The following is a 13,129-nucleotide window of genomic DNA, read 5'->3' as shown; positions in this document are numbered from 1 at the left end:
TTCTTTCAGTTGGCCCCACCGCAAGTGCGATGGGCGTAGTTGACCGCAATCCATTCCCTATAAGCGCCGCTGCGGACATTTTCAACCCACGCAATATTTTCAAGATACCAGCGGACGGTTTCACGCAGTCCGGAATCAAACTTGTGGGTCGGCTTCCAGCCAAGTTCCGCTTCTATTCGGCTGCAGTCTATGGCGTACCGAAAATCATGCCCAGGTCTGTCGGCCACATATTCGATTTGATCGGCATAAGGCCCGCGAGCCAAAGGAACCAATTGGTCAAGGATGGCGCACACGGTCTGCACAACCTCAAGGTTGGTCTTTTCCGCATGCCCGCCGATGTTGTAACACCGCCCCACCCTGCCCGCTTCAAGCACTCGGGCTATGGCAGCGCAATGGTCCTCTACATGCAGCCAGTCGCGAATATTGGCCCCCTTGCCGTAGACAGGCAAAGGTTTGCCATCAAGGGCATTGCAAATCATCAGGGGAATGAGTTTTTCAGGGAACTGGCGCGGCCCGTAATTGTTGGAACAATTGGTGAGCAGCACCGGGAGACCGTAGGTTTCGTGAAAGGCGCGCGCCATGTGGTCGCTGGCGGCCTTGGAAGCAGAATATGGGCTGTTTGGGCAGTAGGGGGTCGCCTCTGTAAAAGACGGATCGCCCGGTTGCAACGCACCATAGACTTCATCTGTGGACACGTGCAGAAAACGAAAGGCTGAAGCGCGCTCCGCAGGCAGCGCGCGCCACCATTGGGCAGCCATTCTCAGCAGCGTGGCCGTACCCAGTACATTGGTGCGCACAAAAGCATCGGGGTCGATAATGGAACGGTCAACGTGGCTTTCCGCAGCAAAATTCACGATGCCATCGGGCTGGAAGGTTTCCAGCAGCCAGGCAACCAGCTCGGCATTGCCAATGTCGCCGCGCACAAAGACGTAATCCGGATCGTCTTTCAACGCTTCAACATTGGCGGGATTGCCAGCGTACGTCAGTTTGTCGAGGTTGATGACGCGCACACCCTGCCGTCGGGCCTGAAGAACGTAGCAGGACCCGATAAAGCCTGAACCACCAGTAACCAGCTGACAGGGCATGCGCGCGTTCAAATTACAGCCTCCAGAGATCAAACCCGGCAGCAAGCATTTCCTGCTTGTTCCAGAAGCCCTTGATATCCATAAGCGTGACTGCATCGCCAGCAAACATGGCGCGTATGGCCGCATGATCAAGCTGGCGGAAACTCTCGTGTGATACGGCCAGGATAAGGACATCCAGATTTTTAAGATCGCTCAGAGGCAACAGTGTTTGCCCGTATTCGTGATGGGCTTCCGCAGCATCAGCTTCGGGATCATGCACCAGAGCCGTGATGCCGTATTCCTTCAGCTCTGCGATGATGTCCACCACGCGGGTATTGCGTATGTCAGGCACATTTTCCTTGAACGTAAAGCCCAGCAGGCCCACGCGCGCGCCCTTGACGTGCTTGTCCGCATTGATGAGGCGCTTGACGCAAATTTCTGCCACATACTTGCCCATGCCATCGTTGATGCGGCGGCCCGCAAGGATAACCTCGGGGTGGCAGCCGATTTCTTCGGCCTTGTAGGTCAGGTAATAGGGGTCCACGCCAATGCAGTGCCCGCCCACAAGACCCGGACGGAACGGCAGGAAGTTCCACTTGCTGCCGGCGGCTTCAAGCACTTCCAGCGTATCGATGCCCATGCGGTTGAAAATAAGGGCCAGTTCGTTCATCAGGGCGATGTTGATATCACGCTGCGTGTTTTCAATAACCTTGGCGGCCTCGGCCACCTTGATACACGAGGCCCTGTGGATGCCCGCCGTCACCACCGCGCCATAGACCTTAACCAGCAGGTCTGCGGTAGGAGCGTCTGAGCCGGAAACAACCTTGCGGATGGTTTCAAGCCGGTGAACCTTGTCGCCGGGATTTATGCGCTCGGGCGAATACCCCACGGTAAAATCCGCAGGAAAGCGCATGCCGGATTCTTTTTCCAGCAGAGGGATGCATTCGTCCTCGGTAACGCCAGGGTACACCGTAGACTCATAGCACACCACGCAGCCCTTGGGCATATGACGACCAACAGTGCGGCTTGCACCCACCACAGGCGTAAGATCGGGCTGTCGGTGGCTGTCTACCGGGGTAGGCACAGCCACAATGATCACGCCAGCCTTGGCAAGCTCGCCAGCATCGCTGGTAAAACGGGCCGTGCTGGCGGCAAGGGAAGCATCGTCAACCTCATTGGTGGCATCGTGCCCCTTGTTGAGTGCATCTACCCGCGCCACGTTGATATCAAAGCCAATGACATCAAAGTGATGGGAAAGGGCAACAGCCAGAGGCAAGCCAACATACCCCAGACCAACCACTGCCACGGAAGATTTCTTTGCCAACAGGTCTTCAAATGAAACCATCTGATTGTCCTCAATACTACTGGATTCCTTCTAACGGAACCACAGACGCAATCTTGTGTGAAGTAAAAAAGTCCGCATCGCAGAGTTGGCCAACATGCCGTATACACGGCAAACTTGATACGCCCCGCAAGTTCAACAGACATACGACCTATAGAAAAAATACGCAAAATACTATTCTTTGCGCAACTTACTTAAAACGTGCTTTTTCAAAGAGTTCCCCTCGCAGGACATTAAAAATCCTACCTGCTGAAGGCTCTCAATGAATCCATCAAGTTCGGCGACACAATTCCTGCCAAGGACAGTGCGCAGAGCTTTGCAGCAACACACGCCGCGAAAGATACACCGCTCGTAACAGATTGAAAAGGGGGAAATACACGATCACCCGACCCAAGAGGCAAGATTCCTCGAAGGCTGCGACCGCCAGTTCCTTTACTTTGCGGTCCGGTTCAAGCTAGCCACCCTCGTTCATAACAGTTGCACAGCTTTACCTTGGCACATGCCAAGAAGCACGCCATAGTCCCTAACGCCTCACATACAAAGGGGTAGAAACATCTGTCACAACGCTTTGAGCATCTCTGAAAACTGTTGTTGCCGCTACACAGTAATCCGCGTTGGCATTGTTTAGTAAATTCTGAAACTGGCTATGCTCTGACACGCTTTAATGAAAATGCTGAGAATCTGCGATCAATGTCAGATACAGGTCGTGATAACGCCGTGCAATGTCTGGCAAGGCGTATTCGTCAACAGCTTTTTGGCGGGCCGCGCAGGACAACCGTTGTTTCTGATCTACAGAACTCAGCAGTATCTTGGTAATGCCTTCTGCCAGAGCCTTCACATCATAGCATGGCGCCAGCATGCCATTTTCCTCATCATCAACCAGGTCAGGGATGCCACCGGTACGGAAGGCTACCACAGGGGTACCGCAGGCAAGCGACTCCATAATCGTGTTAGGCAAATTCTCTTCACGGGAAGGGCAGATAAAAACATCTGCAGCAGAGTAAACAAGCGCCAGTGATACGTCATCATGCAGTCGGCCAAGCTCTATGGCGGGAAGCGGCGTTTCCGAGGCTGCAATGCTCCCACCAAAAACAGCGCACTGTGCACGCCCGCGCAAGGGCATCGGCAACTCGCGCAACGCATCACACAGCAGATCAAACCCTTTGTTGGGATCGCGGCCAGGTGCTACTGCTCCAAAAACCAGCAACGGCACGTCTTGCGGCAACTGCAAAATATGGCGTGCAACATGCTTATCAATCGGCCGAAAACGCTCAGTATCAACGCCATTGGGAATACGCACGATCTGGTGATTCTGAAATAATGGGCTCGCCTTTGCCAGCACCTCCATGTGTCGACTGGGCGCAACAATTGTCATACGTACTTTTTTATAGGCGGCCTCGCGCAATGAATACCCCAACGAACTCATGTCCATGCCTGTTCGACTGCCCAGTTCAGGACACCGCCCGCAGCCCTGTCGATAGAACTCACAGCCTTTAAGAATATGGCAGCCGCCTGTCAGCGCCCATGTATCATGCAATGTCCACACGATAGGGGCGGTCAACCTCGCTAAAGAATGCAACGGCACGAAGCTGTCCGCGATCCAATGCAGGTGCACCACGTCTGGGCGCAAGCCCATGATGTCCCTATGAACTCCAGATGGTCTCCAGGAAGGCGAAAAAAGGACATTCCGATCACGCTTGGGGTAAAGCAAGAGGGGCAGCCGTTCGCCCTGCCTAAAGAAGGGCTGAAGTGTGCGTCGCAGTCGGCTGGTAAGCGCAAGGCAGCCGGGGATATCCCCGCTCTGCTGCATGACAGCAAAGACACTATCATCGCCCAACTGCCGCAGCCCCCGGTGGAGTCGTCGGGCGGCAATGGCAGCGCCGCCGCCACAGTCAAGAGTATTACAAAGAACTGGCCGCACTAAAAATATCCTCTTGTCAAAAAGGTGCGAAGCTGTATCTTGAATGCTGGCCCATCCCAATCACGCACGAGATGCCGCGGTATGGCGTAGCAGTTTGTCCATGGCCGAACCTGTCCAGGAAAGTTGGCTGCCGCGCGTTTAAGTCCAAGCCTGCGGCAGGCCTTTATGCTGTCCTTGTTGTAATCGCAAAATCGGCCAAAAGGAGAACGGGCACCAAAGGGATATGCGGCCACAGTCGGCCGGACGGATGTCCAGCTTTCCAGCTTATCCAAGGATTTTTTTATCTCTTGATATTGATCTTCAGCTCCGAGGTTGCTTAAACGCGGGTGAGTATGTGTGTGTGCGCCAAGGCAGACCAAGGGATGGCGGCTGAACTCTTGTAGGGCCGCAATTGTTAATGGGTGACACTCTTCCAGAGCCTCTGCGGCAGGAGCACACGCTTCCAGCAGTACGTGAACAGCCTTATGTTGTTCTGAAGAGGGCATTGCCAGAATGCGCCCATGGTCTGCCAATCTCCCACATATGCTTAGTGCTTCCCACCAATAGGGCCAACCATGCTCAACGTGGCCTGTACTCACAAAAAATGTAGCAGGTATATTAAAACGCTCCAATATAGGCAATGCAATAGTGTAATTATCCATATAACCATCGTCAAAGGTCAGACAAACAGATGGCCGTGCTGTATGCAACTGGACAGCGTCAAAACGCACGACATCATCAAATGTCTCCGCAATGATCTCCAATTGCTCAGTGAAATTCTTGGGAGTTACCGTCAGTTGGAGTGGGTCTCCTTTATGCTGCGCAACCCTGTGATAAGCAAGAACTATTGCAGGAGGACAAACCAGATTTATCCCGGCGGCGCATACTTGATAGGCACCAAAGCACAGTTTCCGTGCCAACAACTTGCACGTGACCATAACTATCTCCGAATCTTTTTACCGCGCAAAGCATCCCACATTCTTCCCAGAAAAGGAAAACACCGCCGGACACGCGTTTTAAAAATGCCGAAATGCCCCCCACTTTCTTTCAACAAGATCGCTAGTCTAGCCTCAACCATTATTGGGTTTGGCCGCACTTCAATGGAAGTTACCTCAATGGGGGTGGTGCTTAAAGGAACGTCAAAAAGCGTGTCAACGCCGCAGTTTGTGCCTGAGCCGTCAGAACCGGCATGAAAAACAAGGGAACGTCCAGGGTAAAGCGTATACATATCGTGCAAATAGGCTGCAGCATGCCACCGCACCGCCCAAGAAGAATTGCGTTTCTCAGCCACATCGGCCAGCAGCCCGGTAAAATTATAGCAACCTTGGGCATTAAAATCGTGGACGCAAGCCGCGTCGCGAATGCGCTGCAACAATCTTGCAGCGTCAGCGTCAAAAATATCCCAAGCCCGTTTCCATGTTCCCCAGCCCAGGCAGTCTGTACCCTTCAGGAAAAAAGTTTCGGGGGGAGATGATACCGTATGTGGGTAAAGATAGCCGTGTACTGAAGCAACGCGCGGATTGTCGGCATAAATATCGAGCCCGGTATTCATGTACTCCAGAAAGAAAGGGGCTGTAAGCAGATCGTCCTCAAGCACGATAACGCGTTCATGCTTTGCTATAATTTCTGTCACGCCGCGTATGATGCTTTCACCGAGGCCTTGATTAACTTCTGAGGTAACAACCGTGACAGAGCGAAAGCCCAGGGTGCCACGGGCTACACGCCGAGTTTCTTCCGTCAGTTTTTTTTCCGCATCAGAACGCGCCCCGTCGCAATAAATAAACAAATCACTTTGTGCCGCGAGAGAATTGCGTTGCAACGCCTCAAGGGTATTTTTCAGATGACGTGGCCGATTAAAGGCAAAAATGACTATAGGCGCGATCATATGCCCCCAACAGAAGTTGCAGCTGAATACGAGGTTCCAGACAAAGAGTTTCTGAGGCTTGCCGGAAGAAAAGTAAAGTTACCGAAAAAGCATGGTGGGCACAACAAGCCCGAGAACGCCGAACACTTATCACCCTGACAAGTATATTTGTCGGCCTGCCGTCTGCATAGTGCCGTTCGGCCCACTGCAAACAATTGCCGCAAACAATCTCAATAGCGTTTGCGAAAGACCTTATGCAAATGCGTCACAAGATTCCAGATCCTGGGACATTTTTTGAGTAGTTTTACTGCAGTCACCGGAAGAGGAATTTCATCATCCTGTAACTGACGCTTTAAGTCATCGGGCAACGAATGTTTTGGCAGCGCGGAAAGCCAGGCGGAGAGATTACTGCCGTTTTTATACCAGTTGAGGCAACGTTCTGCAAAAGCACGTGCTGCAACTTTTTTTCCAACAAGAGCACATCTGTCATCAACAAAGGTTTGCATGGCGGCTGCCAGAGCATCCAGATTGACCAGACACTGGGGCCAGTAATAACCATCGGCTCGGGACCAGAGTTTGTCGACCGCCACTGCGACCCCGGATTCGGGAGCCACAAATTCATTCATGGGCGGGTTGTCGGGAACAATGATGGGCAGCCCGCAAGCAAGCGCTTCCGCCTGCGTCAGACCAATCCCCTCAAGGCGTGATGGATACACATAGACGTCTCCCAAATGATATAATCCTGGGGCCGGAACTTCTCTGTTATAGATGGTAAGACGCCCCTGCTCCATCAGTTCATTGGCTAAAGACTCGACATCGGCGATCGAACTAAAGGCCCCTTCCTGCATATGCAAAACAAGATGAGCCGGGCCAATAAGACGCGCAAAGGCCTTCAACACAAGGTCCGTCCCTTTGCGGTAAGGACTCAGTCCTGCGGAATGAAAAAAAACGGGGCCTTCATGACCACGAGACCCAGTCGATTGAGGGTGAAACAGCTCTAGATCTGTCCCCCAAGGAATGTACTGGCAGTAAGGGTGTTTTTTGAATACACTATAGTGCCGTTGAGTATTACAAATAAGCCCGTCATATATGGAGAAACTATCCACCGTTGCTTCAGTATAATAGTCAATGTATGCAACAGTCCTGCATCCACACTCCATAGCCCAGTATACTGGGGGAAACCACCACTGCTCGTTAAAAATAATCAATTCAAGGTTATTGCGGCGAATCCAGGATACGAAATCTTTCCTGTCAATTCCCGTAATCCTCTGTACAGCACATTTTTTCCCCCAAGTGACATCTGGGGTATTCCAGCTGGGATCATTTTGTGCGTACCTTTCTCCGCCTCTAGCATAGATCAAGACATCATCGCCGTTCTTGCGTAAAAGATCCCGATATTGACGTGAAACATAGGCCGCGCCCCGTTCAAACCATGTTGTGACTATACCTATGCGCATTTCAAACTGTCTTGGTTGAAAAGAAATCCGAAAGGATATCTGCAATACGTTCAGACGCGCGTCCATCCCCATAAGGATTCTTCGCCGCCACCATAAGCTGATAGCGGCCATCAGGATCATCTAGGATTGCCGAAACGCTATGAACGATTTTATCGCAATCTGTACCAACAAGGCAGCTGCAGCCAGCCGCAACTCCCTCGGGCCGTTCCGTCACATCCCGCATTACCAGGACGGGTTTTTTGAGCGAGGGGGCCTCTTCCTGCACCCCACCAGAATCTGTCAACAAACAGTATGCGCCCTGCATTGCAGCAACAAATTGCCTGTAAGGCAAAGGATCTGTGAGTACAATATTAGGACAATCCGAGAGAGCATGAAATACGGTACTGCGCACATTTGGATTTAAGTGAACTGGGTAAAGAAATGCTACATCGCGATGGATTGATGCCAACTTTTTTAGAGCCTGGCAAATTGACTCAAATCCCTTGCCAAAGCTTTCCCGCCGATGACCGGTGATAAGCACATATCGCTGGCCAGAGTCGATAATTTTTTGAATCTGACTGGGTAAAACTGGTGGGGACATTAAGATGTCATTGGCTGTCCAAAGCAGGGCATCAATACCGGTATTACCAGTCAGATAAACTACATCAGATGGAACACCTTCATCATGCAAAGCAGCTACAGCTCGATCTGTGGGGGCAAAATGCAGACTGGCCACAAGCCCCGCAACCCTGCGATTCAACTCCTCCGGGAAGGGTGAATGCATATTGTAACTTCGCAGCCCAGCTTCCACATGCCCGCAGGAAATCCCCCGGTAAAAGGCGCACAGGGAGGCAACCATCACCGTTGTTGTATCGCCTTGCACCAAAATAATATCGGGGTTTTCCCGAGCAAGAACTGCATCAATGGAGGTCATCAGCTGCGAGGAGAGCTGCGCCAAGCTCTGGTTGGCTGTCATAAGATCAAGGTTGATGTCCGGCTCCAGAGCAAAGTCTCCCAAGGTCTGCATCAGCATTTCACGGTGCTGACCGGTTGACAGCAGAGTAACATCAAACTGATCGCTTCGAGTGCGCAGAGCTTTTACCACTGGCGCCATCTTTATGGCTTCCGGCCTCGTGCCAACAAAAATGAGTATTTTACGCTTCATGACCTTTTACCGGCAACAAGTGATCAAAATCTGAACGAAAGGTAAAAAAAGATTCTGGATAATAGATTTGATCATTGTCTGGACTTAGCTCGTCAATAACAAAGGGCCGATCAGGATCAAAAGGATATTTCTTTTTATCTACAGCATCCTGAAGAACTATCCGATCAGCAAGATGCCCATAGATGTCATTATGGGCGTAGGTTTTAAGCTTGAATAACATCTGCTCAATGGTCAGCTGCCACGAAAAATGGCACCCGGCCATTATAGGAAACTTTTTACCATCGTAACGCCACTTATGGGGATGCGGCCGATGGTTATAGTAACCCGCATATGTCGCGGTGGGGGCCCAAAACGTTTCATTCTTCCACAGGTAATTCATTCTGTAAAAAAACTGGTGCAAAGGAAGAATGAGGGGGCGCTCGGGACGCAGCAGATTTAAAATCAGAGGGTAAACCTTGCGGTAAATGACCTCGTCGGCATCAGCAGAAATAACAATGTCATTATCCTGCAAATCTACATACTTTTCAAATGAATCCCATAAGATATTTTCATTATTATGCATCTGGCAGCCATCGTTGCTTCCAGTACAGTCAATGGTTTCATTGGCAATGTCTGCTTTGATGTATAAAATTTTATGTCGAAGATCATCTGGAATAGATGAGATATAGTTCTCAAAAATATACTCTCGCGGCTCACCCACATGAGTTCTATTGCCTTCAACAACAATAAATTTATCCACATAGTGCAGACTTTCTGCAAGATTCATTTTAATAAATGGCAATTCCAAGGGCGCATAAAAAATTGTTTTGAAGTACACTTTACCGCCTGGCAACGCTCTTGCGATAGGGGTACGGGAATTATCTTTACATTTTTCCAGATATTGAAGCCAGCGAAGACTCTGTCGAACTTTAATTGGAGAAATCTTCAACGCCGTGACGCAGGCGGCCACCCCACACTTGCCATTGTGTTGTGCGCAAAACTTTTCAAGGGCAAAAGTATCCTCTGGCGTGGCAATAAAACACTCAAGAAATGACTTGACTGATGATTTTAACCATTTGGATATTGAATGCATCATAAAAAATCCATGTACAGTTGGCTGTTACAAAAGAAGCCAATTTTGAGGGAACAAGTCAAAAATATACCGAGACAGCAAAACCTTTTTTTGGGCCCACTGCTTTGGAGCAATAACAATCTTTTCAAGATTTGAATTAAGCCAAGCCCCCCACCATGAAAAGGTTGAGTTTGCGATTATTTGATGCTTACAGGAAGCGATCAGGGCCAGATCTTCTTCTGCTGACAGTGCAGGGCAAACGGTTGCATCAGGCCAATCGCCAAACATATCCCGGGCAGAATCATAATCATCAGAAAAAATAAAAAATTGTGGGTTTTCAAATCCCCTGCGTAGCAAAGAGGCTGCGTAAGCATAGTACTCATATGGGATAAGACCAAAGGTGTCACTATGCTGCGTGGCATAATCACCCCGACGTACATGGACCGCTACTGACATGGTGTTGCGAATGGATTCAGCAAGTGGGACATTCGCCTTTACAAGCGGGGCCAGTTTGACAGAATCACGCAACTGACTGGCCGCATCTACAAAATACAACGGTGACTGCCAGTATCCATAAAGATAAACTGATGGATTTATCAATGAAAGAACTTCATCGTAATCATAACGCTTTTCGCTGATGACGGTATACCGCAGACGCCACTGCCGTATTTTCGAGATCAAAACCCCTGCCATGCGGCGTGGAGAGATTGACCATCTATCACCAAATGGCGGAGTGGCCCAAGGCCATTTTTTTTCATTGAGGCCCAGCTTGGCAAGCGCGTAGTCACGGTTTTTTGCTGGATGATGAAAAAAATTTGTGTCTAAAAGTAGTGTTGCTCCAGTCCGTAATGAATATGCATACGCTGCTGCAAACTGAAAAAGCTGGTTGCCAAGCCCACCGGCAATCCACGCTCCTACAAATGGTTGAGATAAATTACATGACATTTTTATTCACCTATTGCCGGCTGGTCGCTAGTGGAAGCAACCCTATCGTATATTACAAATTTCATATCACTCCCAGATGTGAGAATGACAAGACACATACATTTTTCCGACAGAATTTACGCATATGATACATTAAAAAGAATCATGCCCGTAGCTATATGCCTAGACAATGAGACAACACAAAGCATGATATGGCAGTTCCAGCAACATCAATGTGCAACATTACAGATACAGAAAATTGTAAAGGATCAGACTACGTAGAACTCAAATAGATTATTACAATCAGTTCCGACAGCAACATTCAACCCTTTAACGCTGAAGATGAGCGCACGTAAAAAAAACCGTGCAGCCTCGCCTTGAACATCATAAATCGGTATTTTCTTGATCCAATCCCCTCAAAGGGAATTCTAAGTAATGGATAAATTATATTGAATACCTGAAACCACAATGGGAGTTTATGCTTACGCAAAAGATACATACGCCCCGTTGCATAAGATATAATTTTTTGTTTGTTAGTCATTATAGCCATAACATCAACTTCATTATGGTGAACATGAACTGAAGGTGCGTATACTACTGTCAAACCTTTCTCAATGGCGCGCAACAAATAGTCAGTATCTTCCCCGCAACCATATGGCAACCCAGTACCGGGCCCTAACATAGTATCAAAAAGACCAATGTGATTTACAGATTCTTTTCTAAAAAACTGCACATAAGTTTCGCCCCGCTTAAAAATGGATAGCGAAGTGCACAGCCGATTGGAAGGGCAAATTAATTTTCTATCCCTGCCAGGGGCAGACCAACTCCCCTGAATAGCATGCACATGCAGGTGGGATTCAAAAATTTTCTGGGCTTCTAGCAACGTATCAGCTTCATAAAAGCAGTCATCATCAGGAAAGGCAATATATTGCCCATGGGCCAATGGCACCAGGACATTCCGAGCATGCGAAACACCGATATTGGGCACTTGCACAACACGAATGGACAGACGATCAGCATAGCCATCAATCAGTGGTTGTAAAAAACCTGACGGATTCTGGTCTGCAATAAGAACCTCAAATGAAGAGGTCCCGATCGTCTGTTCCAACAAGCAGTCCAAAAACTTCTGTAGTGGTTGTCCTCTGTTAAGTGTAGCAACCAATAAAGAGAAAACTGGCTGCTGGCTGCTGCATGTAGTGGCTGAATCTTCAGGTAGCCGCATGGCCCCAGACAATGGCTCCCTTGTGGTCCAGAGTGGGGTCTTACGAAGTAGCCTTCGATAATAGTCAGCACACCTTGTTGCAAATTGTGCCCCAAACAATATGGACAACCCATTGAACAGATAAGACAAAACCAGGCGCTTCCACAGCGCGCCGCGAGCGCAGTCAGGGAAAAACTTTCTGGATACCCGCAAAACTTCGCGGTTCCGCCTTGCCAGGCCTTCTAGGTTGCCACTTACACCTCCAAGGCTCATACAAACCAGGGCAGGTAGATCAAGATAGACCAAGTTGTCAGGCTTCAGAGTGCTGCACAAAAAGCTATAGTCACCTGTAATCCGTAACGAAGTGTCGAATCTGTTAGCTGAAAACAAACAGCGCCGATGAAATAAACCCTGATGCGGTAGCGGCATCCCCATAGGAAGGTCGCGCTTAAGAGAGCGTGAGGGGAAGAGGGTATCTACCGCAAAACCATCTCCATTGACCAAGGTAACCGGAGCAGCAGCGTATTCAGCATGTTCCGCAAGATTACCCAGAGCAGCTACCGTTGCCTTCAGGCGATGCGGGGAACATATAAAGTCATCAGCCCCCAGAAAAAGAATCCATTGTCCCTGAGGACCTCCGTCAGCTGTAACGGCCTGATTCCATGCATCAGAAATGCCAGTATCTCGTTGGCATATAAACCGAATAGGTAGACGATCCAAATATTCGTCAACGATATTCTGCGTGTCATCAACAGAGCAGGCATCTTTAATGATGATTTCGATTTGGTGCGTATCACACTCCAACAAAGAATTCAGACAACGCCGAAGTGTCTCACCGGCATTAAATGTAGCGATAATAAATGAAATAATGGGTGAGCAACTGTGCATTGCTTGTCCTTTAGAGATTTTCCACAAGTGTTTACTGTTAAGTCCTTGAACATACGATGCAAGGCCAGATCAATGAAAGATCCAGCAACGTATAAAGGCAACTCAGAGCTGCTCGGACTCAAGCCCCCAAGCAGCTCGACCTATACCATAGCTTCCAATGAGATTCCGTCGTAACCAGTATTAGTGAAAAGGATTGCATGGGTCGCTGGGCATTGGGGTGCTTTCAGCTTCGCAGAACCACTTAGGAGCACCCTTGAAAAATTGCAGAGGCGCACATTGAAGCAAAGATATCAT

10 protein-coding genes are annotated in these 13,129 nt (G+C 49.4%); all 10 read right to left on the bottom strand.

Translation table 11 applies throughout. The features are described 5' to 3' along the window. Positions 1-5: 5 nt before the first annotated feature. The 10 genes from rfbB to JMF94_RS10000 all read right to left on the bottom strand — a co-directional run bounded on the left by rfbB (position 6) and on the right by JMF94_RS10000 (position 12,862). Entirely contained in the window at positions 6-1,085 is a 1,080-nt protein-coding gene (gene rfbB, locus JMF94_RS10045; RefSeq protein ID WP_240825015.1) for a dTDP-glucose 4,6-dehydratase, read from the bottom strand. A 13-nt stretch (positions 1,086-1,098) separates the two neighbouring features. Further along, a complete protein-coding gene (locus JMF94_RS10040; protein ID WP_240824961.1) occupies positions 1,099-2,409 on the bottom strand; it encodes a nucleotide sugar dehydrogenase in 1,311 nt (436 codons plus the stop codon). Positions 2,410-3,067: 658 nt separating this feature from the next. Then, a complete protein-coding gene (locus JMF94_RS10035; RefSeq protein ID WP_240824960.1) occupies positions 3,068-4,327 on the bottom strand; it encodes a glycosyltransferase in 1,260 nt (419 codons plus the stop codon). After that, positions 4,327-5,244, bottom strand: coding sequence for a polysaccharide deacetylase family protein (locus JMF94_RS10030; RefSeq protein WP_240824959.1), 918 nt, complete (start codon positions 5,242-5,244; stop codon positions 4,327-4,329). Before JMF94_RS10030 ends, JMF94_RS10035 begins: the two co-directional genes overlap by 1 nt. A 2-nt stretch (positions 5,245-5,246) precedes the next feature. After that, the gene (locus JMF94_RS10025; RefSeq protein WP_240824958.1) at positions 5,247-6,191 is read right to left on the bottom strand and encodes a glycosyltransferase; all 945 of its coding nucleotides are present in this window, start codon (positions 6,189-6,191) and stop codon (positions 5,247-5,249) included. Positions 6,192-6,400: 209 nt separating this feature from the next. Next, positions 6,401-7,699 carry a glycosyltransferase family 4 protein gene (locus JMF94_RS10020; RefSeq protein WP_240824957.1) on the bottom strand — a complete coding sequence of 433 codons (1,299 nt, stop codon included), beginning with the start codon at positions 7,697-7,699 and terminating at the stop codon, positions 6,401-6,403. After that, entirely contained in the window at positions 7,629-8,771 is a 1,143-nt protein-coding gene (gene wecB, locus JMF94_RS10015) for a UDP-N-acetylglucosamine 2-epimerase (non-hydrolyzing) (protein ID WP_240824956.1), read from the bottom strand. Before wecB ends, JMF94_RS10020 begins: the two co-directional genes overlap by 71 nt. Then, on the bottom strand, positions 8,761-9,846 hold the full coding sequence (locus tag JMF94_RS10010) for a hypothetical protein (RefSeq protein WP_240824955.1): 1,086 nt from the start codon (positions 9,844-9,846) through the stop codon (positions 8,761-8,763). The genes wecB and JMF94_RS10010 overlap by 11 nt, the downstream gene beginning before the upstream one ends. Before the next feature lie 24 nt (positions 9,847-9,870). After that, positions 9,871-10,767 carry an alpha-1,2-fucosyltransferase gene (locus JMF94_RS10005; RefSeq protein ID WP_240824954.1) on the bottom strand — a complete coding sequence of 299 codons (897 nt, stop codon included), beginning with the start codon at positions 10,765-10,767 and terminating at the stop codon, positions 9,871-9,873. 301 nt (positions 10,768-11,068) lie between these two features. Further along, on the bottom strand, positions 11,069-12,862 hold the full coding sequence (locus tag JMF94_RS10000) for a glycosyltransferase (protein WP_240824953.1): 1,794 nt from the start codon (positions 12,860-12,862) through the stop codon (positions 11,069-11,071). Positions 12,863-13,129 lie beyond the last annotated feature (267 nt).

It is taken from the genome of Desulfovibrio sp. UIB00, assembly GCF_022508225.1.
In the GTDB taxonomy this organism is placed as follows: Bacteria; Desulfobacterota; Desulfovibrionia; order Desulfovibrionales; family Desulfovibrionaceae; genus Desulfovibrio.
Note: the sequence above shows the minus strand (reverse complement) of the source record. Positions and strands in the feature narration are given on the sequence as shown.

Coding starts and splice junctions, on each gene's coding strand:
- rfbB (WP_240825015.1), bottom strand. CDS start 1,085: ATGCCCTGTCAGCTGGTTACTGGTGGTTCAGGCTTTATCGGGTCCTGC.
- JMF94_RS10040 (WP_240824961.1), bottom strand. CDS start 2,409: ATGGTTTCATTTGAAGACCTGTTGGCAAAGAAATCTTCCGTGGCAGTG.
- JMF94_RS10030 (WP_240824959.1), bottom strand. CDS start 5,244: ATGGTCACGTGCAAGTTGTTGGCACGGAAACTGTGCTTTGGTGCCTAT.
- JMF94_RS10025 (WP_240824958.1), bottom strand. CDS start 6,191: ATGATCGCGCCTATAGTCATTTTTGCCTTTAATCGGCCACGTCATCTG.
- JMF94_RS10020 (WP_240824957.1), bottom strand. CDS start 7,699: ATGGGGATGGACGCGCGTCTGAACGTATTGCAGATATCCTTTCGGATT.
- wecB (WP_240824956.1), bottom strand. CDS start 8,771: ATGAAGCGTAAAATACTCATTTTTGTTGGCACGAGGCCGGAAGCCATA.
- JMF94_RS10010 (WP_240824955.1), bottom strand. CDS start 9,846: ATGATGCATTCAATATCCAAATGGTTAAAATCATCAGTCAAGTCATTT.
- JMF94_RS10005 (WP_240824954.1), bottom strand. CDS start 10,767: ATGTCATGTAATTTATCTCAACCATTTGTAGGAGCGTGGATTGCCGGT.